At 73.2% G+C, this 25691-nt stretch carries 32 protein-coding genes and 1 pseudogene; 19 read left to right on the top strand and 14 right to left on the bottom strand.

Going from position 1 to position 25691, the window contains the following annotated elements:
- Window positions 1–52: 52 nt before the first annotated feature.
- Complete coding sequence (locus IE332_RS34210) at window positions 53–535, bottom strand: MarR family winged helix-turn-helix transcriptional regulator (protein ID WP_229929139.1); 483 nt, start codon at window positions 533–535, stop codon at window positions 53–55.
- Window positions 536–578: 43 nt separating this feature from the next.
- On the opposite strand from IE332_RS34210, the gene IE332_RS34205 reads away from it, so the two are divergent.
- Window positions 579–1517 (top strand): alpha/beta hydrolase, encoded by a 939-nt coding sequence (locus tag IE332_RS34205; RefSeq protein ID WP_189924219.1) that lies wholly within the window; start codon window positions 579–581, stop codon window positions 1515–1517.
- Window positions 1518–1571: 54 nt separating this feature from the next.
- Here IE332_RS34205 and IE332_RS34200 read toward each other — a convergent pair whose 3' ends face one another.
- The 4 genes from IE332_RS34200 to IE332_RS34185 all read right to left on the bottom strand — a co-directional run bounded on the left by IE332_RS34200 (window position 1572) and on the right by IE332_RS34185 (window position 4416).
- On the bottom strand, window positions 1572–3257 hold the full coding sequence (locus tag IE332_RS34200; protein WP_189924217.1) for a CocE/NonD family hydrolase: 1686 nt from the start codon (window positions 3255–3257) through the stop codon (window positions 1572–1574).
- Between the two features lie 162 nt (window positions 3258–3419).
- Window positions 3420–3887 (bottom strand): NUDIX domain-containing protein, encoded by a 468-nt coding sequence (locus IE332_RS34195; protein ID WP_189924216.1) that lies wholly within the window; start codon window positions 3885–3887, stop codon window positions 3420–3422.
- 74 nt (window positions 3888–3961) lie between these two features.
- A complete protein-coding gene (locus tag IE332_RS34190) occupies window positions 3962–4210 on the bottom strand; it encodes a hypothetical protein (RefSeq protein ID WP_189924215.1) in 249 nt (82 codons plus the stop codon).
- Complete coding sequence (locus tag IE332_RS34185) at window positions 4207–4416, bottom strand: hypothetical protein (protein ID WP_189924213.1); 210 nt, start codon at window positions 4414–4416, stop codon at window positions 4207–4209. The genes IE332_RS34190 and IE332_RS34185 overlap by 4 nt, the downstream gene beginning before the upstream one ends.
- A gap of 119 nt (window positions 4417–4535) precedes the next feature.
- On the opposite strand from IE332_RS34185, the gene IE332_RS34180 reads away from it, so the two are divergent.
- From IE332_RS34180 to IE332_RS34145, 9 genes and pseudogenes are all read left to right on the top strand, one after another.
- Complete coding sequence (locus IE332_RS34180; RefSeq protein ID WP_189924211.1) at window positions 4536–5375, top strand: helix-turn-helix domain-containing protein; 840 nt, start codon at window positions 4536–4538, stop codon at window positions 5373–5375.
- A complete protein-coding gene (locus IE332_RS34175) occupies window positions 5360–5569 on the top strand; it encodes a DUF397 domain-containing protein (protein ID WP_229929138.1) in 210 nt (69 codons plus the stop codon). Before IE332_RS34180 ends, IE332_RS34175 begins: the two co-directional genes overlap by 16 nt.
- A 185-nt stretch (window positions 5570–5754) precedes the next feature.
- Window positions 5755–6171, top strand: coding sequence for a GNAT family N-acetyltransferase (locus tag IE332_RS34170; protein WP_189924209.1), 417 nt, complete (start codon window positions 5755–5757; stop codon window positions 6169–6171).
- 95 nt (window positions 6172–6266) lie between these two features.
- Window positions 6267–6431, top strand: a pseudogene (locus IE332_RS42290) (IS630 family transposase); the annotation flags it as partial.
- A 45-nt stretch (window positions 6432–6476) separates the two neighbouring features.
- The gene (locus IE332_RS34165; protein ID WP_189924207.1) at window positions 6477–6746 is read left to right on the top strand and encodes a hypothetical protein; all 270 of its coding nucleotides are present in this window, start codon (window positions 6477–6479) and stop codon (window positions 6744–6746) included.
- 220 nt (window positions 6747–6966) lie between these two features.
- The gene (locus tag IE332_RS34160; RefSeq protein ID WP_189924205.1) at window positions 6967–8520 is read left to right on the top strand and encodes an RICIN domain-containing protein; all 1554 of its coding nucleotides are present in this window, start codon (window positions 6967–6969) and stop codon (window positions 8518–8520) included.
- 86 nt (window positions 8521–8606) lie between these two features.
- Complete coding sequence (locus tag IE332_RS34155; RefSeq protein ID WP_229929137.1) at window positions 8607–9680, top strand: ABC transporter substrate-binding protein; 1074 nt, start codon at window positions 8607–8609, stop codon at window positions 9678–9680.
- Between the two features lie 182 nt (window positions 9681–9862).
- A complete protein-coding gene (locus IE332_RS34150; protein ID WP_189924200.1) occupies window positions 9863–10522 on the top strand; it encodes an ATP-binding protein in 660 nt (219 codons plus the stop codon).
- A gap of 44 nt (window positions 10523–10566) precedes the next feature.
- Window positions 10567–11067: a PH domain-containing protein gene (locus IE332_RS34145; protein WP_189924198.1), complete on the top strand. Its 501-nt coding sequence runs from the start codon at window positions 10567–10569 to the stop codon at window positions 11065–11067.
- Between the two features lie 4 nt (window positions 11068–11071).
- On the opposite strand, the gene IE332_RS34140 is transcribed toward IE332_RS34145, so the two are convergent.
- The 6 genes from IE332_RS34140 to IE332_RS34115 form a co-directional block, all read right to left on the bottom strand.
- The gene (locus IE332_RS34140; protein WP_189924195.1) at window positions 11072–11590 is read right to left on the bottom strand and encodes a hypothetical protein; all 519 of its coding nucleotides are present in this window, start codon (window positions 11588–11590) and stop codon (window positions 11072–11074) included.
- 153 nt (window positions 11591–11743) lie between these two features.
- Window positions 11744–12385, bottom strand: coding sequence for a LysE family translocator (locus IE332_RS34135; RefSeq protein ID WP_189924193.1), 642 nt, complete (start codon window positions 12383–12385; stop codon window positions 11744–11746).
- A gap of 95 nt (window positions 12386–12480) precedes the next feature.
- Window positions 12481–12996 (bottom strand): DinB family protein, encoded by a 516-nt coding sequence (locus IE332_RS34130; RefSeq protein ID WP_189924188.1) that lies wholly within the window; start codon window positions 12994–12996, stop codon window positions 12481–12483.
- A 187-nt stretch (window positions 12997–13183) separates the two neighbouring features.
- Window positions 13184–13432 carry a hypothetical protein gene (locus tag IE332_RS34125; protein WP_189924186.1) on the bottom strand — a complete coding sequence of 83 codons (249 nt, stop codon included), beginning with the start codon at window positions 13430–13432 and terminating at the stop codon, window positions 13184–13186.
- Between the two features lie 214 nt (window positions 13433–13646).
- Window positions 13647–14045, bottom strand: a complete 399-nt coding sequence (locus IE332_RS34120; RefSeq protein WP_189924184.1) for a hypothetical protein — start codon at window positions 14043–14045, stop codon at window positions 13647–13649.
- Window positions 14046–14196: 151 nt separating this feature from the next.
- Complete coding sequence (locus IE332_RS34115; RefSeq protein ID WP_189924182.1) at window positions 14197–15828, bottom strand: serine hydrolase; 1632 nt, start codon at window positions 15826–15828, stop codon at window positions 14197–14199.
- A gap of 272 nt (window positions 15829–16100) precedes the next feature.
- Between IE332_RS34115 and IE332_RS34110 the strand changes: the two genes are divergently transcribed.
- The 5 genes from IE332_RS34110 to IE332_RS34095 all read left to right on the top strand — a co-directional run bounded on the left by IE332_RS34110 (window position 16101) and on the right by IE332_RS34095 (window position 19153).
- The gene (locus IE332_RS34110; RefSeq protein WP_189924180.1) at window positions 16101–16487 is read left to right on the top strand and encodes a nuclear transport factor 2 family protein; all 387 of its coding nucleotides are present in this window, start codon (window positions 16101–16103) and stop codon (window positions 16485–16487) included.
- An 11-nt stretch (window positions 16488–16498) separates the two neighbouring features.
- Complete coding sequence (locus IE332_RS34105; RefSeq protein WP_189924178.1) at window positions 16499–16942, top strand: GNAT family N-acetyltransferase; 444 nt, start codon at window positions 16499–16501, stop codon at window positions 16940–16942.
- An 82-nt stretch (window positions 16943–17024) separates the two neighbouring features.
- Window positions 17025–17150 (top strand): hypothetical protein, encoded by a 126-nt coding sequence (locus IE332_RS42075; protein ID WP_268256659.1) that lies wholly within the window; start codon window positions 17025–17027, stop codon window positions 17148–17150.
- 27 nt (window positions 17151–17177) lie between these two features.
- The gene (locus tag IE332_RS34100) at window positions 17178–18485 is read left to right on the top strand and encodes an outer membrane protein assembly factor BamB family protein (RefSeq protein ID WP_189924176.1); all 1308 of its coding nucleotides are present in this window, start codon (window positions 17178–17180) and stop codon (window positions 18483–18485) included.
- Between the two features lie 140 nt (window positions 18486–18625).
- Entirely contained in the window at window positions 18626–19153 is a 528-nt protein-coding gene (locus tag IE332_RS34095) for a YcxB family protein (RefSeq protein WP_189924174.1), read from the top strand.
- A gap of 13 nt (window positions 19154–19166) precedes the next feature.
- Here IE332_RS34095 and IE332_RS34090 read toward each other — a convergent pair whose 3' ends face one another.
- A complete protein-coding gene (locus IE332_RS34090; RefSeq protein WP_189924172.1) occupies window positions 19167–19520 on the bottom strand; it encodes a DoxX family protein in 354 nt (117 codons plus the stop codon).
- 348 nt (window positions 19521–19868) lie between these two features.
- On the opposite strand from IE332_RS34090, the gene IE332_RS34085 reads away from it, so the two are divergent.
- The 3 genes from IE332_RS34085 to IE332_RS34075 all read left to right on the top strand — a co-directional run bounded on the left by IE332_RS34085 (window position 19869) and on the right by IE332_RS34075 (window position 22368).
- Window positions 19869–20234: a hypothetical protein gene (locus IE332_RS34085; RefSeq protein ID WP_189924170.1), complete on the top strand. Its 366-nt coding sequence runs from the start codon at window positions 19869–19871 to the stop codon at window positions 20232–20234.
- A 169-nt stretch (window positions 20235–20403) separates the two neighbouring features.
- Window positions 20404–20934: a GNAT family N-acetyltransferase gene (locus tag IE332_RS34080; RefSeq protein WP_229929136.1), complete on the top strand. Its 531-nt coding sequence runs from the start codon at window positions 20404–20406 to the stop codon at window positions 20932–20934.
- Between the two features lie 204 nt (window positions 20935–21138).
- Complete coding sequence (locus IE332_RS34075) at window positions 21139–22368, top strand: cytochrome P450 family protein (RefSeq protein ID WP_189924168.1); 1230 nt, start codon at window positions 21139–21141, stop codon at window positions 22366–22368.
- A 92-nt stretch (window positions 22369–22460) separates the two neighbouring features.
- On the opposite strand, the gene IE332_RS34070 is transcribed toward IE332_RS34075, so the two are convergent.
- A complete protein-coding gene (locus IE332_RS34070) occupies window positions 22461–23033 on the bottom strand; it encodes a TetR/AcrR family transcriptional regulator (RefSeq protein ID WP_189924166.1) in 573 nt (190 codons plus the stop codon).
- An 88-nt stretch (window positions 23034–23121) separates the two neighbouring features.
- Between IE332_RS34070 and IE332_RS34065 the strand changes: the two genes are divergently transcribed.
- The gene (locus IE332_RS34065; RefSeq protein ID WP_189924163.1) at window positions 23122–23970 is read left to right on the top strand and encodes a patatin-like phospholipase family protein; all 849 of its coding nucleotides are present in this window, start codon (window positions 23122–23124) and stop codon (window positions 23968–23970) included.
- A gap of 55 nt (window positions 23971–24025) precedes the next feature.
- Here the strand turns inward: IE332_RS34065 and IE332_RS34060 are convergent, their stop codons facing one another.
- Window positions 24026–25642, bottom strand: coding sequence for a hypothetical protein (locus tag IE332_RS34060; RefSeq protein ID WP_189924161.1), 1617 nt, complete (start codon window positions 25640–25642; stop codon window positions 24026–24028).
- Between the last annotated feature and the right edge of the window lie 49 nt (window positions 25643–25691).

Raw genomic sequence — 25691 nt, 5'->3', positions numbered from 1 at the left:
GGGAAGTCGGCCGGGNCGACTTCCCGCGCTGCGGCGTTGACCTGTCGGCCCGTCAGCCCGTGGGGGTGCCGACCCGGTCGCGTTCGAGCGCGGTCCGCAGGGTCGCGAGGGCCCGGGCGAGGGCGGTCAGCGCGGGGTCGTCGAGGGTGCCGCCGAGGAGTTCGGCGAGGCCGTCCGTGAAGGTCCGTTCGGCCTCCGCGACGAGCCGGGCGCCGTCGTCGGTGAGGGCGAGCAGGGAGGAGCGGCGGTCGGCCGGGTTCGGCCGGCGGGCGGCCCAGCCCAGCTTCTCCAGGCGGTCGACGCCCTTGCTGGTGGCGCCGACGCCGATGGCGAACTCGGCGGCGAGGTCGGCCACCCGGCAGCCGGGGTGGTCACGCAGGTAGCTCAGGAACTCGTACTGCGAGGTGACGATCCCGTGCCGCTCGCGGAGCCGGTCGCCCAGGGCGTTGTAGAGGCGCGTCTCGCACCGGACCAGGTCGGCGAAGAGCCCGGAGAAGCCGGCTGCGGCACGGTCCCCACTCAATGTATATTCCACGGCATATAGTGTACGGGAAGCTACTTGTGGCGGGAGTGTGCCCATGAGCAGGGAACAGCGCATCCAGGTCGACCGGATCCTGCGGCAGCCGGACCCCGGCCCCGACGGACCCCGGTCGGTGGAGCAGATCCGGGCCGGATTCCGGGAGTTGATGGCCCGGATGATCGTGCCGCACGACCGCATCCGCACCACGCCGACGACGCTCGGCGGCCGGCCCGCCCTGCGCGTCGAACCGACGGCGGGGCCGGGCACCGGAGAACCGACCCCCGGCGTGATCCTGTACTTCCACGGCGGCGGCTGGGTCTTCGGCTCGCCCGAGACCGCGCTCTCGCTGACCGGGAACCTGGTAGCCAGGACCGGCCTGCCGGCCTACTCGCTGGACTACCGGCTCGCCCCCGAACACCCCTTCCCCGCCGCGATCGAGGACACCCTGGCCGCCTACCGCGCCCTCCTCGACGGCGGCACGGACCCCGCCGCCGTCGTCCTCGCCGGGGACTCCGCGGGCGGCGGCCTCGCCGTCACCACCTGCCTCGCCGCCCGGGACGCGGGCCTGCCGCTGCCCGCCGCCGTCCTGGCCTTCTCCCCGGGCACCGACGCGACCCGCACCGGCGCGAGCATGGACACCAAGGAGGACGTCGACCCGATCTTCACCCGCGCCGCCCTCGAACACACCGGCGCGATGTACCTCGCCGGAGCCGACCCGCGCCACCCGCTGCTCAGCCCGGCCCTCCACGCCGACCTGACCGGCCTGCCGCCGATGCTGATCCAGGTCGGCGCCAACGAGGTGCTGCTGGACGACTCCACCCGGCTGGCCGCGCGGGCGATCGCGGCGGGCGTGGACGTCATCCTCGACGTCACCGCGGACGTGCCGCACGTGTTCCAGGCCTTCGCCGGCGTCCTCGACGAGGCCGACGAGGCCCTGGACCGCGCCGCCCTCTTCCTGCGCCAGCGCGTCAGCGCCGCGCGCGCCACGACGGCGTAGGAAGTCGGCCGGGCCGACTTCCTACGCCGATCCGAACGGCGGGCTGGGCCGCTGTCAGTCCACGCTGCCGAGCGGGACGTCGAGGTAGGCCCCGGCACCCTCGGGGGCGGTGATGTCCAGGGTGGTCGGGGCGGAGTTGGCGTCGGAGAAGAACGGGTCGTGGGTGCCGATGACCAGCTGGAGCCGGCGGCCCGCGGCCAGGACGTAGTGGGCGGGCTGGAGGGGGAAGGTCACGGTGGTGGCCTGGCCGGCCTCCGCGTTGGTGACGGTGTAGGGGGCGTGGGTGATGATCTGGGCCTTGCCGGTGGCCGGGTCGCAGTCCAGCAGGTAGGCCACGATCGTGGCATCCATCGCCCGCGGCTTCACGGCCACCCGCACCTCCGCCGTGCCCTGGAGGCGCATGGACTGCGTGAACGGCGCGGTCGTCCAGACCGCCGCGAGGTCGCGGTCGAGCTCGGCGGTCCTGTAGACGTGGGGCAGGCCCGCGCGCTCGGCCAGGCCGGTCTGGATCAGCTTCGGGGCGACGTAGACCCCGGCGTCCCGGCCGGTGGCCTTCAGGGAGCGGGACCAGCCCGACTGCGGCTGCCCGTCGGTCAGCTGCCCGTCGCGCTCGCCGGCGGCCTCGGCCAGGTGGAACCGCCTCGGCGGCAGGACGTAGCTCTCCCAGTCGGGGTTCCGGAGGTCGGACAGCAGGTTGTGCATGTACTCCGAGCGGACGCCGAACCGCGGCTCGCGTCCGTCGCCCGCGTGGCCGCCGAGGTAGTAGTCCATCCACCGGTAGGCCATCTCGGTGGGCTTGGAGAAGAGGCCGGCCAGGCCCGGGAGTTCACTGTTGCCGTGGTCGCCGATCTGGACGAGCAGCGACTTGGGCACCGTCAGGTCGGTGAAGAAGTCGACGACGGCGGGCACCGAGAAGATCGTCTCGTGCCAGGCGGTGGCCATCAGGATCGGCGTCGCGAAGTCGTTGTACTCGGCCAGGTAGTTCTTGGGCGAGCGCACCTCCGCGAACTCCCGGACCTCGTCGTCGATGATGTTGTTGCGGATCTTCTCGATGACGTTGCGGAACTCCTTGGAGCACTTCTCCTCGCCGAAGAGCTTCACGAGTTCCTCGAAGGCCTTCAGGTGGCGGGTGCCGTTCTCGTACAGCGAGGCGAACAGGTCGCCCCAGGCGCTGGTGCCGGCCACGGCCTTGATCCGCCGGTCCTTCGCGGCCGCCAGCAGGCTCGTCCCGGCGCCGTAGGAGGCGCCGAAGAAGCCGATCCGCTCGGAGTCGACGCCTTCCTGGCTGGTCAGCCAGTTGATGAGCGTGGTGGCGTCGGCCACGTCCTGCGGTCCGGCGACCTGGATCTCGCCCCCGGAGGCGGCCAGGCCGCGCTGGCTGTAGGCCAGGACGACGTAGCCGCCCAGCGCCCAGCGCGGGAACATGCCGAGGTAGGCCCGGTGCCCGTACTTGTTCAGCGGGGCGGGCAGGACGACCACCGGACAGGTCTGCCCGGGTGCGAGGTTGCGCGGGACGCTCAGCGACACGTCGAGCTCCGTCCCGTCGTCCATCGCGATCGAGAGCTCGCGGTACGAGGCGATCTCCGCGTACGACTCGTAGGTGTCGGCCAGGCCCCACTGGTCCAGGCTGCCGATCAGGCGCGGCGACGGGTCCAGCAGCCCGGCGCGGATCGCGTCCAGCCTGGCGATTTCGTCGGCGTTGAGCGCGAACGGGCTGTTCGAGGGGCTGTCAGTCGACATGGCTGTGAAGGCCTTCCAGGGAAAAGGGGATGACGAAGTGTCAGAGACATGCTCCATCCGTCGAGATCTTCACAGGAAAGCAACTGACGCCGATCACTCGAACGAGTGATCGGCGTCAGTTAAACCTCCAGGCGCGAAAAAGTTCGGGCCCAACTGTGGTGTTCAGGCCGCGCGTTGGCCGTGGAGGAGGACGGGCAGGGAGCGGTTGGCCAGGGCCTCGGCGGCGCGGGCGGCCTGGGCGGGCGCCATGTGGTGGGGGAGCTCGTGGGTGGGGACGAAGCGGGCGCCGAGCAGGCCGGACTTGTGCTGCGGCGGGACGGTGAGGCGGACGTGGTCGGGGACGGTGCCGCCGTCGAAGACCAGGTTGAGGCGCTCCAGGTAGCGGTCGGCCGGGGTGAAGTCGACCGCGATCACCTCGGTCAGGCGGAGGTTGAGGCCGGTCTCCGCCCGCAGGTGCCGGGCGGCGGCCAGGTGCGGGGGCTCGTTGGGACGGGCGGCGCCGCCCGGGAGGATGAGGCCGTCCATGTAGTCGGGGTCGACGAGCAGGACGTCGCCGCACTGGTTGCGGACGAGGACGAGGCAACCGAGCCGGCACACCGGCGGCTTGGCGAGGAGGCGGGGGTCACGCACCAGGGGCTCATTTCCTGAGGGCGGCGAGGAGGACGACGGCGAAGCAGGCCCACCAGAGGAGTCGGCCGAGGAGTTCAGTCGTCATGGGTGAGGCGCTCGTAGCGCAGGCCCTTGCGCAGCAGGTCGACCACGCGCAGGAGGTCGACCGGGCGGGCCGGGCCGAGGTCGATCAGGAAGTTGCCGGTGAGGCGGCCGTACTCCCAGTCGACTTCGATGGAGGGCAACTTGACACCACCGAGCGTGAGGACGGTGGTCAGGTCGTCCAGCACGGCGGCGGCCTGCCGGCGCTGCTCGGCGGTCGCCCGGGAGAGCGTGGAACTCATCGCTCCTCCCCCGGCCTCGGGTGGACCTCGAACTGCCGCCAGGCGCTGTAGGCGTCGGTGAAGAAGGTGAAGGTGGCCAGCTCACCGGAGTCCTGGAGCATCCACTCACCGGTGATCTCGTTGCGGACCCGGTAGCGCTGGGAGTCGGGGTCGAAGCGGACCCCGTAGCCGAGGAGGCGGGGCACCTTGTCGTCGGGCATGGGCATGGGAATGGAACCCTCTGCGATCGGAGTTTCACGTTCTGTGCACATGGTGGCGCAGCGTGGCCTACGATCGGAAGCGGCTTGCTACTTGCCTTCGGGCCGGGCGGGAGTTGAGGACTGCCGTGAACAAGAAGACGATCGACCCTGAATCGAGCCCCTGGGCGCCCTTCGGGATCCAACTCCGCAAGTTCCGCGAGGCCAAGGGCCTCCGCCAGGAGCAGCTGGCCCCGCGCCTGAAGTGCTCCGCCTCGCACCTGTCGTACGTCGAACTTGCGCAGCGCCCCCCGAAGCGCAGGCTTGCCGAACTGGCGGACGAAGCGCTCGACACCGACGGCACCTTGCTGCTGATGTGGTTTCAGCTGAAGAACGCGGCGATCCTGCAGGGCTTCCCGGACTTCGCCCGCTACGAGGCCGTTGCCGAGCAGATCAGGATCTTCGAGATTGACGTCATCACGGGACTTTTTCAGACCCGGGCGTATGCAACCGCGCTCCAGGTCGGTTACGCCAGGCAAGGCTTTGCAACCCAGAAGGTGGCCGAGGAACGCGTCGCGTTCAGGATTGCCCGGCAGCAAGTCCTGGAGCGCACCCCTCCTCCGTTCGTCCACGTGGTGTTGGACGAGAGCTGCCTCAGGAGGATCATCGGCGGGCGTGATGTCATGGTCGAACAGCTGCTCCACCTTGAGCAGTTGGCTGCTCGACCCCATGTGGTCATCCAGGTGGCGCCGTTCACTCTGGGCGAGAGCCGGGTGTTCTCACACCCGGTGACTCTCCTTACCATGCCGAACCGCAAGGTTCTCGCTTACGGCGAGACCGAACAGCGCGGATACCTCGACCACGATTCCAGGTCGGTTGCCGAACTCACCAGGGGCTACGATCGGCTTGCGGTCGAGGCCCACGGCCAGGCCGAATCGTTGGCTTTCATCCGCGCGGTAAGGAGGGACTTGGAGTGGATGTCGACCTGACGAGCGCTTCCTGGCGGAAGAGTTCGTACAGCGGCCCGAACGGCGGCCAGTGCATCGAGGTCGCCGACGGCTTCGCCGCCGTCACGCCCGTGCGCGACTCCAAGGACCCCTCCGGCCCGGCCCTCGTCTTCTCCTCCTCCGCCTGGCAGTCCTTCGTCACCGCCGTCCGCACCGGCGAATTCGACGCCCGCTGACCGCACGTACCGGCCCCGCCACCCCGCCCGGGGTGGCGGGGCCGTGTCGTTACGTTCGCCCTGCTGAGAAACCGACAGAGGTCAGAGCGGTGGGGTTCCGAAGGCCGTAGAGATGGGTTCGGCGTCGGGAGCGCTCTACAACAAAGTGGCGGCCCCCCGATGCCGGAACGTGTCAGGATCCTCGAATGGAGATCCGTCGTGTCACTCAGGTCGAGGCGGTCAACGCCGCTGGACATCTCTTCGACACCGCCCCAGGGCGGGAGGCCACTGAACGGTTCCTGACGGACGAGCGCCATCACCTCCTGATCGCCTACGTGGACGACGTCCCGGCGGGGATTGTCACCGGTGTCGAGATGACCCATCCGGACAAGGGAACCGAGATGTTCCTGTACGAGCTGGGCGTGGATGAGTCGTTCCGTGGGCGTGGCGTCGGCCGGGCTCTGGTGTCGGCGCTTGCGGACCTGTCACGTGGACAGGGCTGCTACGGCGTGTGGACGATCACGGACGAGGAGAATGCGGCGGCACTGGCGACGTACCGTCGCGCCGGCGGTGTCCCGGAAACGGGACAGGTGGTACTCACCTGGACATTCGATCAGCTGTAGACGGACGCAACGGATCCCCTTCCCGCACCGCATGGTTGGCGACCCGGCGTCCGGTGGACTACCTGGGATGTGCGGGTCTCCGTCGAGCTGGCCTGGTGGCGGAACGCGTGCGGGTCCGCGAGATCGATGATGACGGGGGCAGTCGGCTGCTGCGGATCGTCCGCCGGGGCACCGGGTCGGTGGTGACCTGGCGGCGGGCGCAGATGGTGCTGGGCGGGCGGCCACGGCCGTTCACCCTGCCCGAGCGCCGGGAGATCAAGACTCACCCTCGACGGCACCGACCACGCCAGCCACAACGTTGCCTGATGCGGCACTGGCACCTCATGTTCGAGAAGGCGACCCGCCTGATCACCCCCGGCGACGACCGCCACCAGGCCACCACCCCGTGGGTCGAGGAGGTCGAGAACACCGACACCCACCAGGACGTCGTCCTCATCGCCGGCGACCCCGCCGACCCGACGTCGCGCCGCCTCCGTCTCGTCGACGCCTGGGCCAGCGCCAGCTACCACCTGGACGAGGACGAGGACCCCGACGCCTTCGCGATCAGCTTCGCCGACATCGCCGTCGAGAAGTAGCGACGCGTGCCAACGTGCCCGCGCCGAGCGCGGGCACGTGACGGTTCGTCCACCGCCCCGGGCGCCCACGCGCGCTTCCGCACGCCGTGCTTCGCGCTCTGCCGTGCGGCTGACGGCGCCGTCGATCATGGGCCGTCCGGGGTGGATCGACGGCGAACGACGGTGTCCGGCGCCCCGGGTTACGTAGCGCTTCTCAGAAGGCACTACCGGGAGGACCGACATGACCGTCCGACAGCGACTGCTCCACCAGGTCGTCGCCCTGGCCGCGGCCCTGCTCGCCGCCGTGGCCGCCGTCCCGTTCACAGCCACCCCCGCGAGGGCGGCGGCCCCGATCTGCCTCAGCGGCGCGTTCCAGTACGACTACCAGTCCGCCGAGGACGGAACGGCCAAGCCCACCCGCACCAAGCCGGTGCGCAACGCCAACCTCGAACTGTGGGGCGCCGAGGGCAACGACGACCCGCACTACCTCGGCGTCTGGGGGTACAGCGGGAGGGACGACGGCAGCTACAACCTCTGCTACACGCCCACCAAGACCACCTCGCTGAGTGTCGTGTGGGTGCAGGCCTGGGCGGAGAGCAGCCGGCTGTGGCGGGTCCTGGACGGCGAGAACCAGTACGTCACCATGGAGTCGATGCCCCGGCTCGCCGTCACCGCCAGTACGAACCTCGGCACGATGAAGGCCGAGGCGTCCACGGCGCGGGCCTGGCACGCCTTCGACACCGTCAATCTCCTGTGGTGGTCCCGCAACAACCCGAAGAGCGCCTGCTGGTCCGCCCTCGAACCGGACAGCGGCAAGTGCACCGAGCTCACCATCCGCGCGTACGAGTCGGACCACGACCAGTCGCAGTACTCGCCGGGCTCCAACACCGTCTACCTCGTCGGCGCCGGCGCCGACTCCGAGCACCTCATCCTGCACGAGGCCGGCCACTTCTTCCTGCACCGCCTCTACAACGGAATGTGGCCGGCCGTCGACAACTGCTCGCCGCACTACATCCAGTGGACGAGCTCCGCGACGTGCGCGTGGACCGAGGGCTTCGCCGACGTGACCGCCGCCTACCTGCTCGGCGACAACCGCTTCGTCCACGGCACCGGGGACAGCACCGAGTTCACCTACGGCAGCGGGTGGGATGTCGGCGACCAGGTGCAGGGCAACGTGGGCGGCTCGCTGCTCGACCTGTGGCGCACCACCGACGGAGGCTGGAACAGGAGCATCGACGCGCTCACCGCGCGGCGGCCGGGCACCTTCTCGGCCTACTTCAACACCGCCCGCCCGGCGGCGAATCCGCCGCTGCCCACCGACAGCACGGCGCTCGGCAAGCTGGCCCGGCACGCGATCGACTACGGGCCCAGCATCGTCGGCGACGGCACGTACCACAGCCTCAGCGACGGCGGCGGCCTGGCGCTGGAGGTCTACGGTTCGTGCGTCGCCGGCAGCGGCGCGAACGTCACCCTCGGCACCTTCGACACCACCCGCGCCTGGCAGCGCTGGAGGGTCGACGCGAACGCGGACGGCACCGTGCGGATCTCCGACGCCTGCACCCAGCCGCTCACCCTCACCGCCCCCGCCGCCGTCGGCGGCGCGGTCACCGCCAAGGCCTTCGACCCGGCCAGCGCGTACCAGAAGTGGACGGTCACCAAGGGCAACGGCACCCTGAGGTTCACCAACCCGCAGACCGGCCGGGTCCTCGACAGCTCGCGCATCGCCGTGGGCGCCCCCCTGACCACCACAGCGCCGGGCAGCGCGAACTCCCAGTCCTGGGTGCCCCTGGCGTGAGTGGGACGTCGGCCCCGCCGACTTCCCACTCCCTGCCCCCGATAACCGCTTGCCTGGCGGCGATCACGGTGGATGCAATGTCCGCCATGACGACCTCCGTGCAGATAGGCGCCCTTGCCCCGCTGTCCCGGCCCGGGTGGGTGGAGGCGGGCCGGCACCTGCTCGCCGGGCTGGAGTCGGCCACGCGGGAGGTCAACTCCAGTGGCGGGATCGGCGGGCGGCCGCTCGAACTCCTCGTCCGGGACACGGCCGCCGATCCGCGGCGGGCGGTGGCGGCCGTGGACGAGCTGGCCGCCCTCGGCGTGCCCGCCATCGCCGGGGAGTACCACAGCGTCGTCGCCCAGGCCGTCGCCGCCCGGGCCGACGTGCTCGGCCTGCCGTACCTCTGCTCCTCCGCCGTGCTCAGCGCGCTCACCGAGCGGCCCTCGGAGTGGGTCGCCCGCATCTGCCCGGCGCAGGCGCACGGTTGGCGCTGCTACGCGGACTTCCTCCTCGGCGCGGGGCACCGCCGGATCGCCGTCGCGATCCAGCCGAACGTCTACTGGACCTCCGGCACCGGCATCCTGCGCGAACACCTCACTCCCCACGGCGCCACCCTCGTCGAACTCGACCTGACCACGCTCTCCCCCACCGCCGTCGCCGACGGACTCGCCCGCCACGGCGCGACCGCACTCCTCCTCCTGGCCGGCGCCCCGGACGCGGCGGGGGCCGTCGTCGAGGCCGTCCGCAAGGACCCGCGCCTGGCCGGGGTCCTGATCGGCGCCCCGGCGGGGCAGCCGGAGTTCGCCGAATGGGCGCAGCCGCTGGGCGACGGCGGATCGGCGGTCCCGTTCCTGCGCTACCTGCCCGAGCACCTCGGCCCGCTCGGCACCCGGGTCCACGCCGCGCTGCGCCAACAGCTGGGCACCGAGCCCTCCTTCGTCGCCTTCGAGGGCTACGACACCGTCACCGTCCTCGCCGAGGTCCTGCGCTCCGCCGGCACCGACCGGGCGCGCATCGCCGAAGCGTGGCCGCGCGTCGACGTCGAGGGCACCCGCGGGCGGATCCGCTTCTCCCGCACCCCGGACAGCAGCACCTGGCAGTGGGCCTGGCCCCCGGTCCAGGTCGCCGACCGCGACCCGGCGGCCCCCGAGCGCTTCCGCGTCCTCCACACCGGCTGAACGGGCCCGTCCGCGTGGGAAGTCGGCCCGGCCGACTTCCCNCGCGGCCACCACTGGGGTCTTTCGTGCAACTGCGGGCCGTGGCCGATGCGAAGGGCCTGATGTGGCAAGCCCGAGCGGGCGCGGAACGTCTCGCGGAAAACCCTTCGAGGACACCACCACCGACCCGCCATCCTGGTCGGATGCTGCTCAAACTGACCGGCTCCAGCTGTTCGGGCAAGACCACGCTCGCCTACGCCGTGGGCGAGCGGCTGGAGCGGGTCGCCGTGCACGACGTCGACGAGCTCGGCGTGCCGGAAGGCGCCGACCGCCGGTGGCGCAACCGTACGACCGAGAGGTGGGTGCGTCGCGCGCTGGAGTACCAGGACCGCGGCGTCGACCTCCTGCTGACCGGGCAGTCCCCGATGGGAGAGGTCCTGGCCAGCCCTTCCGCCCCGCTGCTGGACGGAATCGCCCTGTGTCTGGTCGACGTGTCCGACGAGGTCCGGCGCGACAGGCTCACCATGCGCGACCCGGGCCGGTGGGACGCTCCGGCGGTTGACGCCTTCCTCGGCTGGGCCGCCTGGCACCGCCGGCACGCCGAGGATCCCCGGTACCGGCCCGACGTCATCGTCGACGACAGCTGGCACCGCATGGCCTGGCACCGCTGGACCGGGTGGACGGCCGGCGACCGGCGATGGCGCACCCACCTGCTCGACACCACGGATCAGCCCGTCGCGGAATCCGTGGACCAGGTTGAGCGTTGGGTGACCGAACAGCGCGACGCGCTCCGATCCGGCTGTCTCCCCCTGCGGCGGGGCTGGTCCGACCGGACAGCCGCCCGAGCCGGCCACGATTCTTGATCCACTTTCGCAACAGACCCTGGTTCGGCCTCTGTGCTCGGCCGGTGGATGAGATCCGGCTCGGGCTCGGGCGACGCGACCTGCTGCGCAGCAGATGGACGATCGTCGGCATGAGCGTGCTCTTCGGTGGAGTGGCCGCCGCGTGCTGGTGGCTCCCGGGAACCAGGACCGGCAACCGGCCCGATCCGGACCGCGGCGCGTTCGTGATCGGGATCGCGGTCCTCTGGCTGGTCATCATGCTGCGGATGGTCAATCAGGCCGTCGGCACCACCCGCCTGACCCCTGACCACGTCCACCTGCGCGGCCTCGTCATGAGGCGGTCGATCCCGTGGGCGGAGATCACCCGTTTCGAGGAGCGGCGACGGACCACGCCGCGCGCCGGCCCGTACTGGCAGGTCCGGTTGCACCGGGCGAACGGCCGCCCGCTCACCATGCCCGGCTTCCACACCAGCGGCCGGCGCGACCACGCGTTCGCCGAGAACCTCCGCAGGCTGAACGGCTACCGGGCGTCGGTCACGGACGCCGTGCGGCCTCCCCGCTCCTGACCTCTCAGTGGTCGATGCCGAGGTACAGGATGGTGGCCCGACGGTCGGAGACCAGCAGCAGGCGGCGCCACCAGATCACCTTCGGGTACGGGCCTGGGACCGGTCCGCAGCTGCGGACCGGTCCCAGGTGCGCCTCGATGAGGTCGGCGAGGCCGTCGGCGGCCTCGCCGGTGCGCCGGATCTCCTCGGGGGTGCGCAACGGGGGCACCGCGGAGCCGAACCGCCGGGCGGGCTGCATGTATCCCTCGGTGACGTCGTGGTGCAGGATGTCCCGCCAGGCGTCGGCCTGCTCGTACGGCCGGACCGGTAGGGCGAGCCGGCATCCGCCGGGCACCGCGTCGTAGACGGCCTGGGCGATCTCCCGCAGCCCGTCCTGGCCGGGTGCCGCCCCGGCCGCCGGGACCGGGACGGGGACCACCGGGTACAGCTCGATCATGGCGACGTGGTTGCCGTCGTCGAGCAGGTCCTCGAGCCGCTCGGCGGCGGCCGTCACCGCGCCCAGGGTGTCGGTCGGGTTCGGCACGGTACGTCGGGGTCCTCTCGTGCGGGTGTGCGGGGCGGGCCTCATCGTGGCCGGTCGGGCGCGTGCGGGCAACGGGTTTCCCCGCCCGGCGCGGCCGGGCGCGGGCTCAGCCCCCGTGGGAAGTCGGCCGGTCCGACGTCCCACGCAACAGGTCTAGTCGGCGCGGCCGGACACGGCGACGGCCGTGCCCAGCCCGATCATCGCCAGCCCGCCGGTGCCGCCGATCAGGGACATCCGCCTCGGTGACCGGCCGAACCAGGTGCGCGCGGCCGAGGCCGTCAGCCCCCACAGGCCGTCGGAGATGAGGGCCAGCACCGCGCCCGCCAGTCCGAGCAGCAGCATCTGGGCGCTGACGTGGCCGGCCTCCCGGTCGACGAACTGCGGCAGCATCGCCGTGAGGAAGACGACGCTCTTCGGGTTCGTCACCCCGACGGTGAAGCCGGCCCACACCGAGCCCCCGCGACGCGACGGCCCCGAGGCGAAACTGACCGCCTGCGCGCGGTTCCTCCAGCTCGCCCGCAGGGCCTTCACACCGAGGAGGACGAGGTAGGCGGCCCCGGCCAGCTTGACCGTCTCGAAGACCACGACCGAGCGCTCGACCACCGCGCCGACGCCCAGGGCGACCGCGACGACCAGCGCGTAGCCGCCGAGCGCGTTGCCCAGCACCGAGGCCAGCGCGGTGCGGCGCCCGTGGGCCAGGGCCCGCCCGATGACGAACAGCACGCTCGGCCCCGGGATCGCGGACAGCAGCAGGGACGTGGAGCAGAAGGCGATGAGTTGATGAGAGCTGATCACGCCCGGGATCCTCCCCCGCGCCCGCACACGGGCACCAGAGCGACTTTCGGCCTAGGACCCGGCGGTTGGACAGGGGTCGGCGGTTGGACGGGGGGTCAGTAGTAGCCCTTGGTGCCGTCGAGGAGTTCGCGGACGATGTCGGCGTGGCCCGCGTGGCGGCCGGTCTCCTCGACGAGGTGGATCAGCATCCAGCGCAGGTTGGCGCCGGCGGAGTGGAAGCCGGTGTGGCGGCCCACGTCGTCCAGGGAGGCCGCGGCGACGATCTCGTTGCTGCGGGCGCACTGGGCCTCGTACTCGGCGAGGAGTTCGGCCAGGGGGCGGCCGCCGGTGTGCCAGTCGGCGCCCTCGGTCGATTCGTCGCAGGCGGGGTTCTGCTTCTCGTCGCCGCCGAGGAAGAGCACCTCCAGCCAGATGTGCTCGGTCCAGCGCATGTGGGAGACGAGCCCGGCCATCGTCATCGCCGGCGAGGTGGGGATGACCGCGCGGTGCGCGTCCTCCTCGCTCAGCCCCTTGCACTTCCAGCGCAGGATCTGCCGTTGCAGGTCCAGCCAGCCGATGAGCGCGGTGCGTTCGTCCGCTCGGAGCGGGGGGCGTTGCAGTTCGGGTGCCATGGCGGCGCAGGATACCCCGGGCGGCCGGGCGGGGGCACGCGGTTTTCCGGGCAGCCCGTCAGAGCGCCGCCCGTCAGAGGGTGTCGAGGCAGCGGTACGGGCGCGGGCGCCGCCGCTCGCCGAGGGGAGGGGCGAGCGGCGGCGTGTTCCGGGCCGGCCGGGTTCGACGCCAGGCCGGACAGCCCGGCTAGTAGAACAGGACGGAGAGACGGGCCGTGGTCGGGGCGACGTCGCAGAAGTAGGTGACCGCCTCCCCGCTGGTCACGTAGGCCCGGCCGGCGGCGTCGCACGCGGCGCCGCTCGGGTACATGCCGATGTAGGTGTAGCCGGTCGTCCTGGTGGTGGACGCCTGGGCGGCGGGGGCGGCCGCCAGGCCGCCGGCGACCGTCAGCAGTCCGGCCAGGGCCACGGTGGAAACCGCTCTGCGCAGTGCCATGTCGGTGTCTTCCCTCCTCGGGCGGGAACACCGGATTCCGCGTCCCGGCGTTCGGCTGCGAGCCTTCCGGAATCCGGGATTCGAGGCAATGGTAGAGACCAATTGTGGCATCAAGCTGTCGGTCGCCCGCGGCCCGCCGCGGCCCGCCCGACACCGCCCCCGTGGCACGCTCCCGGCCCCGCCGCGGCGGCGGGGCCGGGTCACCGCCGGACGGTCAGACGTAGATCTCGTTGGTGCAGTCGGTCCACCACGGGCTGGCGTGGGGAATGCCGAGCCACTTGGTGCCGCAGATCTTGATGCTGTGGACCTGCTGGTACTTGTTCGCGACGGCCTTGCCCGCGTCCGCCCGCTGTTCGCCGCGGTCGTGGCCGAAGTTGTCCGTGACGCGGACGGTGGCCGTGTAGTAGGTGCCGCTGCCCGTGTAGATCCAGACCCAGCCGTCGGAGCAGTTGTCCACCTGGACCTGGATGTTGTCGACCTTGTAGTACTTGGTGCAGCCGGCCGTGGCGGAGGTGCCCGCCGTGGCCGGGGCGGCCGATACGGCGGTCAGCGCGGCCACGGTGAGGCCGAGGACTGCGGCCGTCCTCGCCAGCTTGCCGGACGTGTTGTTCATGGGTGACGACTCCCCTGGTGCGGTTCCTGTGGGTCTGCTCTGCGAGCGCCTCCACTGTCCCGTTGCCGTCACGTGCGCGGCATCAGTCATGTGACTGCTCTGCGGCGCGCACAGGCGCGTACATGTGACGGTCAGCCGGTCGTCCCCGCGCTCAGCCGTTGCGGGTGAAGGTGCCCAGGCCGTCGTGGTCGAGCTGCTCGACGACCACCTTCGACGCCCGCCCGTCCGCACCGACGGTGAACGTCACGCCGGAGCGGCCGACCGCGTTCTCGCCCCTGGTCTGGAAGCTGAACACGTCCCCGGCGTACGGCTGGAGCGGGAACTGGCGGTTGTCCGGGCCCAGGGTCATCACCAGGCCTCCGCCGTTGCCGGTGCCGACCGTCAGCGGGCCGTAGTGGCCGTTGGCGTAGGTGCCGACGTAGGCCGCGTCGGGCTTGGCGGGGGCGGCGCCGGCCGGGGGCTTGGTGTAGTCGGTCGGGGAGACGCCGGTCAGCGCGGCGGCGGGGACGACCTTGCCGAGGAAGCCCAGCCAGTCGACGCTCTCGTGGCCCACCTCGGCGAGGTCGAAGAACTCCTCCCCCACGGCCTCCGGCAGGCCGGTCGGCTGGCCGTTGGTCAGCACGACGATGCCCAGCTGCTCGGCGGGCAGCAGGGTGACGACGGTGGAGGCGCCCAGTTCGAAGGCGCCGGAGTGGTTGAGCCGCAGCCGGCCGCCGCTGTCACGGCCGACGTTCCAGCCCAGGCCGTACTGGCCGGGGTTGCCGGCGGGCGAGGACGGCGGGTTGGAGAGGCTGTGCGGGATCCAGGTCTCGCCCAGGGCGGCCTTGTCGATGACCTGCCGGCCCTCGTAGCCGCCGTTCGCGAGCTGCAGGCGCATCCAGCGGGCGAGGTCCTGCACGGTGGAGGAGACACCGCCGGCCGGGGACTGCGGGTCGGCGTCGTTGGTGGTGGAGACCTGCCAGCCGCTGCCGTCGGCGGTGCGCACGTGCGGCACGGCCTTGTTCGCGGCGCTGTCGTAGGCGGAGCGCAGGGAACTCGTGGAGGTCATGCCGAGCGGCTTGTAGAGGGTGTCGGCGGCGAGGGCCTCCCAGGTGACGCCCTTGGCCTTGGCGACGGCCACGGCCGCCTCGGTCAGGCCGTAGTTGGTGTAGGCGTAGCTGGCGCGGAAGGGGGCGAGGGGCTGGTCGCGCAGGTGCTGGAGGATGTAGTCGCGCGGGTAGCCGAGGTCCTCCAGGAGGTCGCCGGCGTGGTCGGGCAGGCCGCTGCGGTGGGAGAAGAGGTCGGCGATCGTGACGTGGCTGCCGACCCAGGGGTCGGCGAGGGTGAAGCCGGGGTCGTGGGCGGTGACCGGGTCGTCCCATTTGACGGTCTTCTGGCCGACGGCGCCGGCGACGACCGTGGAGGCGATCGGCTTGGAGACGGAGGCGAGCTGGAAGACCGTGTCGGGGGTGACGGCGTCCGGCTTGCCGAGCTGGCGTACGCCGAAGCCCTTGGCGTGGACGACCTTGTCCTTGTAGACGACGGCCAGGGCCAGGCCGGGCACGCCGGTGGTGCGCATGGCGTCCTGGACGTAGGCGTCGATCCGGTCGACGGCGGAGTCGACCTGCTGCTCGGTGAGTTGGGGCGAGGGCTGCGGCGGCGCGGTGGCGGGGGCGGTGGAGGCGGGGCTGGTGGGCGCGGCCTCGGGACCGGTGGCGGCGGAGGTGCACCCGGCGAGCAGCGCACCGGCCAGCAGTGGTGCGGCGATGCTTCGTCCCTGCCGGGCAACGGTGCGGCGGTGCATCTGGGTCCTCCCTCGTCCGGGCGGGCGCGGCCGTCCGCCCCACCGCGCGAGTATTCGACGCGCCGCGACGCCCCGGGCGGGTGCCGCGCGCCGCCCGGGTCCGATTCCACCCGTCCGGCGGCGGCCGTGGGGCGGCGCGGCGTCGGCCCGGGGGCGGGGGGCCGGGGGCCGGGGGGGTCGTGGACCGCGGGGGCGTACCGGGCACGCGCTCCGAGGGGTGATCCGGGGGCGTTTGCCCGCACCGAACGTGATCACGCTGGTACGTTCCGCCCATGGACTTCATGAGCATTGCGAACTCGTTCGTCCCGCACTACTACAACACCTTCGACGGTGGCGACGGCGTCCGCAAGAACCTGCTGAGCCTCTACCGGCCCGAGTCGATGGCGACCTGGGAGGGCCAGCAGCTCCAGGGGGCGTCGAACATCGTCGCGAAGCTGACCGGTCCCGAACTGGCCGTCGTGAAGCACCAGGTGCAGAGCATCGACGCACAGCCCTCGCCCGGCGGCGGGGTCCTGGTGGTCGTGACCGGCGTGCTCGCCGTCGACAACGCCTTCGACAAGGCGATGCGTTTCTCGGAGACCTTCAACCTGCAGCCGATCCCCGGCCAGGCGGGCGGCTACTTCGTCTACAACCAGGTCTTCCGGCTGCTCCTCGGCTGACCCCTCCCCCGGTGCTGCGGCTGCGCGAACTGGCCGACGGCGACGCCGAGTCGGTGCGCCGGGTGTACGGCGGCGGCGCGGCGGCGGACGTGTGGTTCGGCGCGATGACCGCCGACCAGGCCCTCGCCTACGTGCGCGAGGCCGCCCGCGACCCGGTGCTGCTGGTGCGCGGGATCGAGGTGGACGGGGAGCTGGTCGGCGTCGTGCGGCTCGACCGGGCGAGCGGGCAACTGAGCTACCTGGTACGCGAGGACGCCCGGGGCAACGGCCACGCCACCGCCGCCGTACGGGAGTTGCTCGCGCGGGTGCGGCCGGCCGAGGAGCAGAAGGTGGTCGCCGTGCAGCGGGTGGCGAACGCGGCCTCGGGCCGGGTCCTCGCCAAGGCGGGGCTGGTGCCGGTCCGTACGGCGGGCGGGTACGTGCACTGGGAGCTTCCGGTCCGGGAGGCCCGGTGAACCGGCCCGCCGGAAGGGGCCGTTGACCGGGTCGGGGCGCGGCCGCGTACCCCCGCGCCGTTCCACGACCCCGGAGGACTCCGTGTCCGCTGCCCCCCGCTCCGTCACGGCGACCGGCCTGCTGGTCGCCGCCGGGCCGCTGTCCGCCGTCGGCGAGCGCGTCAAGACCCTCGGCACCCCGGACCGCGACGACTGGACCGCCTTCTAGCCGCACTCCGAGGGGAACCGGAAGTCCGTGTCCGAAGTCATGTCCGATGTGAACTCCGACGCCACCCAGAACGAAACCCGGAACGAGACCCGGGACGAGACCCGGGGCGCCTCCGTCCCGGCCCGCCGTCAGATCGACCGCAGAAGGCTGCTGCTGAGCGCCGCCGGGGGCCTCGGCGCGCTCGCCGTCACCGGCGGGGTCGGCTGGTGGGTACGCCGGCCGCAGGCGCGCGGGCCCCGGCTGTGGAGCGCGGCCGACCTCGGCGGGCGGGTCGTCCTGCCCGCCGGGGCGCAGCGCGGCCTGTTCGCCTCGGGGTACGACGGCCGGGTGCGGGCGCTCGATCCGGGGACGGGGGCGGTGCGGTGGAGCCGGGAGGTGCGGGCGGCCGCGCCGGTGGACCAGCTGGGGGTGTGGCAGCTGGACTCCTCCGGCGGGTGGCCGGTGGCCGCGGGGGACGGCGTGGTGTGCGTGGTGTCCACGAGCCATGTGCAGGTCTTCGACGCGGCCTCGGGTGAGCCGCGGTGGGAGGTGGCGCTGCCGCAGGGGGCGGATTCGGGGTGGAAGCAGGGCCCGGTCGTCGGCGGTGGCGCGGTGTTCGCGGTCCACGGGTCGGCGCTGCGCTGCTACGACGCGGCGAGCGGCGCCCTGCGCTGGAGCGGCGAGGGTGCCGTCGGTGCCGTGGGTGATCCGGACGCCTCGGGCGTCTCGGACGTCTCGGACGCCTCGGGTGTCTCGGGCGTTCTGGCGCTGGACGGGGACACGGTGTACGCGGCCGGGCAGCGCGGCGGGCTGCTGGCCTTCGACGCGCGCGGCGGTGAACGGCGCTGGGCGCAGCGGACGGTCGGCGTCCTCGACACCCCGCCCGTGGTGGAGCGCGGTGTCGTCCACGTCCTGGAGAACGGTCCGACGCCGGGTTCGGCGCGGGTGTTCGCGCTGGACGCGGCCACCGGGCGGGTGGTGTGGCAGCGCGGGCGCCTGCCGGTGGCGGGGCCGCTGTCGGTCGCGGACCGGGCGGTGTGCCTGCTCAGCGGGGACCGGCTGATGGCGCTGGACGCGGACACCGGAGAGACGCGGTGGACGGCGGAGGTGGCCGCCGGCCTGGGGCGCGGGGTGAGTTCGATGACCGCGGCGGACGGCGCGGTGTACGTGGGGACCAACGACGACCGGCTGTTCGCGTTCGACCTCGCGTCGGGCCTGCCACGCTGGCGGGACGAGCCGGAGCGGCTGCGGGAGGACACCGAGTTCACCCGGGTGTTCCTGGCGGCCTCCGGGTCGGCGGTCTTCCGGGGCAGCCGCAGCGGTCTGCGCGCGCTGGGGGCGCCGCCGTCGGCCTGACGGGGCGGCGTCTGACGAACGGGAGTGGGAGTACGGAGCGTGGAAATCCGCTGGTCACGGGGGTGGCCGGCGGGTCCGCCCGGCCCGCCGGCCCTTGCTAGGATCCACCGCGCCCGACAGTGGATCAAGGAGAGCCGGCAGTGGACCAGGCACGGATGGAGCTGGCGTACGCGCCGACCGCGGAGGACTTCCGCGAGGCGATGGCCGCCCAGGCCCGGCACACCTCGCTGGGCCGGCTGTCCCGGGTGGTGGTGTGGGTGCCGGCCGCCGTCGCCGCGCTCGGCTGCGCCGCGACGGCGATGACCGGCGGGGTCGGCGCCTCGGACGCCGTGCTGGTGGCCGTCCTGGCGGCGCTGGCCCTGCTCGCGCCGCGCTACCAGGTGTCCGCGGCGAGCCGGCGGGCGCGGCGGCGCGGCGGGGAGTACCGCGCGGTGGTGGACGTCACCGGGGTGAGCGTCACCGACGCGCGCGGCACCCGGGCCCTGGGCTGGGAGCGGGTGCCGCGCTCCCTGGAGACGGAGCGCCTGTTCGTGGTGCTCAACCGCAGCGGCAACTGCTTCCTCGTGCTGCCCAAGCGCGGCACCTCCTCCCCCGACGCGCTGCGGGCCCTGATCGCCCGGCACACGACGCCCGTCGTCCAGGCCGCCGCGGCGGCCCACGCGGGGTAGCGCGGACGCCCGCTCAGGCGGCCGCCAGGACGGAGCCGAGGGTGGCCGCGCTGAGCACGAGCATGCCGGTGGCGTTGAGGAAGAGGTTGCGTCCCAGGTCGCGGGCGCGGATGTGCATGGCGACGGCGGTGAGGAAGTAGCAGACCACGGCGGCGCAGGTCAGCACCGCCAGCGGGGTGAACCGGATGCCCGCGAGAAGTCCCGCCGCTGTCACGGTCTTCAGCACCGGCAGCAGCGGCCACCAGCGCCGAGGGAACCCGACGTCGCTCAGGCAGTCGCGGATGAAGCCGAGCGGCTTGAGGCACATCGCGGCGTCCGCGAGGTGGATGACGGCGAGGGCGGCCAGCGGCCACCAGGGCTGGATCACAGGAACTCCTTCGAACGGTTCGCCCCGCGTGGTCGCGACGGGGTGCGCCTGAAGGACCGGACGGCGCCGCGATCCGTGACATCACCCCGGCGCGGCTGTCGATGCTCACCGACGGCAAGGTGCCCGCCGACCGCATCGGGCCGCACGCGGACCTGCTGCCCGCCTTCCCGTACCTGGGCCACCCGCACTGATCCCGCCCGCAACGGGATCACTCCGGGCGCCGGGGGCAAGCAGGCGCGCCCCTGTCGGATGTCAGGGACCGCCGCCGGCTTCGCGTTCCTAGGCTGACGGGCACCGGAGCGGCGGACCGCCGGGTCCGCCCCGCACCAGCCAAGGGAGTACCACCCCATGCGCAGGATCACCCACGCCCTGGCCGCCCTCGGCCTCGCCACCGCCGCCCTGACCGCGATGGGCACCGGCAGCGCCGGTGCCGCCGACGGCTCCTGGGCGAACTGCCCGTCCGGCGCGGTCTGCATCTACCCGCAGAACCAGAACCCGGCCGTCTCCCCCACCGACGTGTACTACAGCTACGGCGCCCACAACCTGAGCAACCAGTACGGCAACCACTGGGTGCTCAACAACCAGACCGGCGGCGCGCACGCGCACCTGTGCCGGGGCTCGGGCGGCCGGGACTGCGTGTACGACATCCCGGCCCAGAACGGCGTCTACTACGACCTGGGGCCGATCAACTCGATCACCCTCGACCGTCCCTGACGTTCCGTCACCGGATGCCGGGGTGCCCGCCGCGCAGGGGGAGCGGCGGGCACCCCCCTTTTCGCGTCCCCCCGGGGGGTTACCGTGGCAGGCGCACCCGTCCTCCACGTGCGGTCGGTCTCCAAGCGTTTCGGGGTCCCGCGCACACCCACGAGACCCGGAGAAGCGCGTGAGCGTCGACCTGCGCCACCACACCGCCCTGACCCCGGCCGTGCGCCGGGACCTGCTGGACGTCTACACCGACGTGCGTGCCCCGCTGCTGCACCTGCCGAACTACGGCGTCGCCGCGTTCACCGAACGCCTGGAGCAGCACACCGCCGACCCCGGCTTCGAGCTCGTCCTCGGCTACCACGGCGAGGTGGCGGTCGGGTACGCCTACGGCAACAGTGTCGGCGCCGGCGACCGGTACTGGCGGCGGATGGCCGAGCCGCTGCCCGACGGGTTCACCGACGCCCCGGTGCTGGCGGTCAAGGAGATCGGCGTCCGCGCGCCCTGGCGCGGCACCGGGACCGCCCGCCGCATCCACGACGCGCTGCTGGCCCGCCGCGCCGAGGAGCGCGCCGTGCTGATGGTGAACCCGCTCGCCGGGGACGGGAAGGTCCGGCGGCTCTACGAGGCCTGGGGCTACCGGGAGTTCAACGCCCAGGACGCCACCGCGCAGTCCCCCCGGCTGGCCGTGATGATCCGTCCGGCCCGCTGAACCCCCGGCTCCCCCGCGTGAGAAGTCGGGCCCGCCGACTTCCCGTGCGGGCCGTCCGGGCGGACACGGCGCGGGCCGTCCGGACGAACACGGCGCGGACACGGGGCGCACGGGCCGTGCGCCGTTGACGGCCGCGCCGGGCCCGCCTACAACGGAGCACAGGCCCACCGGGGGCACCCCCGAGAGATCCCGAGGAGCAAGGCCATGGCTCCAGACGAACGCCGCTGCCCGGTACTGGACATGAGCGCCCGGACCCCGCACCAGCAGAACGCGCGGCTGCGCTCGGCCGGACCCGCCGTCCGGGTCGAACTCCCCAACGGCGTCATCGCCTGGTCCGTGACCCGCGGTTCGGTGATCCGCGCCCTGACCGGCGACCCGCGCATCTCCCGCGACCCGCGCAAGCACTGGCCCGCCCTGGCCTCCGTACCCGAGGGCTGGCCGCTGGGCCCGATCGCCTTCCAGGAGAACTTCTTCAACCTCTACGGCGACGAACACCGCACGGCCCGGCGGCGGATGGCCCCCTCCTTCTCGCCCCGCCGGGTGAGCGCGCTGCGCCCCGGCATCGAGGCGACCACCGCCGCCCTGGTCGGCGCGTTCCGCGACCTGGGCCCCGGCGAGGCCGTGGACGTCCGCCGGGCCCTCGCCCTCCCGCTGACCATGACGGTGATCTGCGACCTCTTCGGCGTCCCCGCCGACCTGCGGCCCCGGATCGGCACCGCGATGGACGCCCTGCTGACGACGACCGCCACCACCGGGCAGATGACGCTCTGGCGGGAGCGGATCGACGCGGTGCTGGCCGAACTGCTGGACCTCAAACGGCGCGAGCCCGGGCCCGACCTCGCCAGCGACGTCGCCGCCCTCGGCACCGGCGGCGACACCGGCCGCACCGAGCAGGAGTCCCGCGACACGCTGTTCCTGATGCTCGGCGCCGGCTACGAGACCGCGGTCAACCTCATCACCAGCGCCGTCCAGGAACTCCTCACCCACCCCGGCCACCTGGCCCTGGTCCGCGCGGGCACCCTCGGCTGGGAGGACGTCGTCGAGGAGACCCTGCGCCACGAGAGCCCGGTCATGCACGTCCCGCTGCGCTACCCGCTGGAGGACATCGACCTCGGTGAGGACGTGGTCATCCGGCGCGGCGAGCCGATCCTGCTCGGCTTCGGCGCCGCCGGCCGGGACCCGGAGGTCCACCCCCGGCACCCGGACGACTTCGACCCGACCCGCCCCGACAAGGACCACCTGGCCTTCGGCCACGGCCCGCACTTCTGCCTCGGCGCGCCCCTGGCCCGCCTGGAGGCCGAGGTCGCCCTGGCCGGCCTCTTCACCGCCTGCCCCGACGCCGTCCTGGACCCCTCCAGGACGGCACCGGCCCGGCTGGAGTCCGTCATCGTCAACGGCCCCTGCGAACTCTGGATCGTCCCCACGCCCTGGTGATCCTCGTAGGGCAGTTCGGTGATGGTCGATCAGATGATCGGGATCGACCGGAACTGCCCGCTCTCACCCCTGTTGTCCATATATCGGCCCGGTCAGGCACCCCGAGCCGCCCCCAGCAGGTCGGCGAAGCGCTCCAGGGCGCGGTCGGCGCGGTCGCGGTCGCCGGTGAGGGTGAGGTCGAGCAGCAGGCCCCGCAGGACGGCCATGACCAGGGTGGGGGTGGCGGTGTCGCCCTCCCCCTCGCAGACGTCGGCGAAGGCGGCGCTCAGGGTGTCGAACCAGTCGGTGACCGCCCGGGCGCGGTCCGGGTAGTGCTCGGGGTGGGCCAGCAGGTCGGCGTGGACCTCGAAGAACAGCCGGACGAACGGGGCGCGGTCGGGTGCGCTGAGCCAGGCCCAGATGCCGCGCAGCCGCTGCGCGGGTGTGCCCGCCCCCTGCGGCGGGCGGGAGGCCAGACGGGCCGCGCCGCGGCGGCGGGCCTCGGCCAGGACGGCGGCCACCAGCTCCTGCTTGCTGCCGAAGTCGTAGAGCAGCATCCGCGGGCTGGTGTCGAGGGCGGCGGCCAGCGGGCGCAGGCTCAGCCCGGCCAGTCCGTGCGCCAGCACGTGGTCGGTCGCGCGGGCCAGGGTGCGCTCGCGGCGGGCGGGGTCGGCGGGTCGTCCCACGGCGGTCGGTCCTTTCTGCGGAGTGGCCCGAGTTTATGGTACGACTGTTTCAAGAACGGCGGAGGCCGCCGCGATCAAGGGGGAAACCATGGCAGACGAGCACGCGGTGACGGACGGTCACGGACTCGGGCGGGCGCTGGTGCTCGGGCCCGGGGGCCGGCTGGGCGCCGCCTGGACGGCCGGCCTGGTCGGCGGGCTGCACGAGGCCGGGGTGGACCTCGGCGAGGCGGACCTGACGGTCGCCACCTCGGCCGGGGCGATCGTGGCCGCCCTGCTGGCCGGCGGGCAGGACCCGGCGCGCCTGGTGGACCCGGCCCGGCGCCCCCCGGCCCCCGCCCGCCGGCCCGATCCGGCCGTCATGGGCGAGGTGTTCGCCGTCCTCGGCCGGGGCCTGGAGCCCGCCGAGGCCCGCCGCCTGGTCGGACGCATCGCGCTCACGAGCGCCGACGACGACGCCGAACACGACCTGCTGGCCCGCCGCGAGGCCATGGTCGGCACGCCCGCCTGGCCGGCCCGGCGCCTGCTGGTGACCGCCGTCGACGCGGTCGACGGCGCACCGCTGGTCCTCGGCGCCGACGACGGCGTGCCGTTGCTGCGCGCGGTCGCCGCCTCCAGCGCCTTCCCCGGCACGGAGGTACCCGTCACCCTGCCGGGCGGGCGCCGCGCCATCGACGGCGCGCTGCGCGCCGGCGCCAACGCCGACCTCGCCGCCGGCGCCCGCACCCTGGTCGTGGTCGAGCCGCTGGCCCACCGCCACCGGCCCACCGACCTCACCCCCTGGCCGGCCGCCCTGGCCCTCACCCCCGACACCCCGGCCCAGGCCCTCCTCGACTCCGAACGCCCCGACTGGGACGCCTGGACCGCCGCCTACGCCGAGGGCACGCGCCAGGCCGCCGACGCCGCCGACCGCGTGCGCGCCCTCTGGACGACGGCCTGACGGCCCCCCGCCCCCGGAGGGCCCGCCGCGGACGGGCCGGCTACGGGCAGGCCGGCTACGGCTGCTGCTGCCCGGCCCTGCGGTGACGGCGGGCGACCAGCAACAGGGCACCGACCGCCCCGAGCACGACGAGGAACCCGGCCGCCTTCCAGCGCAGCCGGACGTGGTGGGCGGGGGCCGGCGCGGCGTCGGCTACCGGGGGCGCGGCGGCCGGTGGGGCGCCGGCCGCCGGGGGTGCCGGCGAGGGCTGGGACGCCTGCTGCGGGGGGTAGAGGGGCACGGGGCCGGTGGTGGCGGGTTCGGCTCCGAGTGCGAGGGAGGGGTGGGAGGGGAGAGAGAACCGTGCCGGCTGTCCCAGCGCCCCCTCGGAGAGGATCACGGGAAGGGTGAAGCCGTACTCCCCACCCGCCTCGATGAACCTGGGGAACGTGCAACTCGTGGTGCCCGAAACGGGGCTGAGCTCGGTAACGGCGACGGGGACACAGGTGTCCGGCCGCTCGGGCACCTCGCTGCTCCCGCCCCCGCTGACCGTGCTCGGCGGGAAGACTCTCACGGAGTGTTCCCGGCTGCGGTCGTCGGGATCGTCCGCGAACGGGACCGGGCCGGAGTTCCTGAAGGTGACCGTGAGATGGCCGGCGAGGCCGTCCGGTGACGTGGGCTTCCAGGACGCCTCCACGGTGACGTCGGCCTGTCCACCGGTCACCCGGTACGTCTGGGCGGGGTTGAGACCTTCCTGCCGGAGCCCGTCGATCCGCTCCAGCCCCAGGGGACGGCCGGTGCCCTGCTGGAACCGGTGGCGGCTGCGCCAGTTGGCGGCCTCCGCGCCTTCCTCGGCGCCGACGGCGAAGGTCGCCCAGGTGGAGTCCACGGCGTCCGTCGCGTTCAGGACGAACGGGGTGACCACGTAGGCCTCGCCGACTCGCACGGTCCGGTCGAAGGTGCAGATGGCGTGCTGGGCGTCGGGACGGCCGTCGGTGGGCGGCTCGTCCTCCGGGAACGCGGCGTACTCGCAGTTGGAGAAGGTCTCGGCCGGGGCCAGCCCGTACACGGTGCTGAACGTGAGGACCACCTTCTGCGCCGGGGCGTCGCCGGAGTTCTCGAAGGCGGGCCGCGGCGTGAGCGCGGCCCCGGGCTCCGCCGTCGCGGGATCGATTCCGGCGAGCCGCAGGGCCGGGCCGCTGTCGGCGGCCTCCAGGACGACGTCCCTGGTCACCGGGGCCAGGCCCTCGGCGGACGCGGTGACGTGCACGGTGTTGTGGACGCCGCCGACCGACGGGACGTCGAGCAGCAGGGCCCGGGTGATCGGCCCGTCGCTGTCTCCCAGGGGGAGCGTCCAGCCGTGAAGGGAGACGGCCCGCTGGCCGGAACCCGGAGCGGTGGCCCACGCCCCCAAGGCATCGACGGTGATCCGGGCCTTCTTGAGCGCGCCGCCACCGCTGCGGCCGACCTCGACGCGAAGGAGGTTCTGACGCTTCCCGTTCAGAGGGGTGCCCTGCGTGACCTTGAGCGTGGACGGCACGGTCAGGACCAGCCCGCCGGCCTCGTCGGCGTGGGCGGGGGAGACGGCCGGGGCGGCGGCGGTGAGCAGGGCGATCGCGGCGAGCAGGCCGGTGAGCAGCCGGGTACGCGGGCGGGTGCGCCCCGCCCCCGACGCTCCTCTGTGAACCAACATGCGGTGATCACATCCGACCGGCGCGGCGGATGGAACGCGAGCACGGCAC

Source organism: Kitasatospora xanthocidica (genome assembly GCF_014656195.1).
GTDB classification, from domain to species: Bacteria; Actinomycetota; Actinomycetes; order Streptomycetales; family Streptomycetaceae; genus Kitasatospora; species Kitasatospora xanthocidica.
Note: the sequence above shows the minus strand (reverse complement) of the source record. Positions and strands in the feature narration are given on the sequence as shown.

Coding starts and splice junctions, on each gene's coding strand:
- IE332_RS34205 (WP_189924219.1), top strand. CDS start 579: ATGAGCAGGGAACAGCGCATCCAGGTCGACCGGATCCTGCGGCAGCCG.
- IE332_RS34200 (WP_189924217.1), bottom strand. CDS start 3,257: ATGTCGACTGACAGCCCCTCGAACAGCCCGTTCGCGCTCAACGCCGAC.
- IE332_RS34190 (WP_189924215.1), bottom strand. CDS start 4,210: ATGAGTTCCACGCTCTCCCGGGCGACCGCCGAGCAGCGCCGGCAGGCC.
- IE332_RS34185 (WP_189924213.1), bottom strand. CDS start 4,416: ATGCCCATGCCCGACGACAAGGTGCCCCGCCTCCTCGGCTACGGGGTC.
- IE332_RS34170 (WP_189924209.1), top strand. CDS start 5,755: ATGGAGATCCGTCGTGTCACTCAGGTCGAGGCGGTCAACGCCGCTGGA.
- IE332_RS34165 (WP_189924207.1), top strand. CDS start 6,477: ATGCGGCACTGGCACCTCATGTTCGAGAAGGCGACCCGCCTGATCACC.
- IE332_RS34160 (WP_189924205.1), top strand. CDS start 6,967: ATGACCGTCCGACAGCGACTGCTCCACCAGGTCGTCGCCCTGGCCGCG.
- IE332_RS34155 (WP_229929137.1), top strand. CDS start 8,607: ATGACGACCTCCGTGCAGATAGGCGCCCTTGCCCCGCTGTCCCGGCCC.
- IE332_RS34150 (WP_189924200.1), top strand. CDS start 9,863: ATGCTGCTCAAACTGACCGGCTCCAGCTGTTCGGGCAAGACCACGCTC.
- IE332_RS34130 (WP_189924188.1), bottom strand. CDS start 12,996: ATGGCACCCGAACTGCAACGCCCCCCGCTCCGAGCGGACGAACGCACC.
- IE332_RS34125 (WP_189924186.1), bottom strand. CDS start 13,432: ATGGCACTGCGCAGAGCGGTTTCCACCGTGGCCCTGGCCGGACTGCTG.
- IE332_RS34120 (WP_189924184.1), bottom strand. CDS start 14,045: ATGAACAACACGTCCGGCAAGCTGGCGAGGACGGCCGCAGTCCTCGGC.
- IE332_RS34115 (WP_189924182.1), bottom strand. CDS start 15,828: ATGCACCGCCGCACCGTTGCCCGGCAGGGACGAAGCATCGCCGCACCA.
- IE332_RS34110 (WP_189924180.1), top strand. CDS start 16,101: ATGGACTTCATGAGCATTGCGAACTCGTTCGTCCCGCACTACTACAAC.
- IE332_RS34085 (WP_189924170.1), top strand. CDS start 19,869: ATGCGCAGGATCACCCACGCCCTGGCCGCCCTCGGCCTCGCCACCGCC.
- IE332_RS34075 (WP_189924168.1), top strand. CDS start 21,139: ATGGCTCCAGACGAACGCCGCTGCCCGGTACTGGACATGAGCGCCCGG.
- IE332_RS34065 (WP_189924163.1), top strand. CDS start 23,122: ATGGCAGACGAGCACGCGGTGACGGACGGTCACGGACTCGGGCGGGCG.
- IE332_RS34060 (WP_189924161.1), bottom strand. CDS start 25,642: ATGTTGGTTCACAGAGGAGCGTCGGGGGCGGGGCGCACCCGCCCGCGT.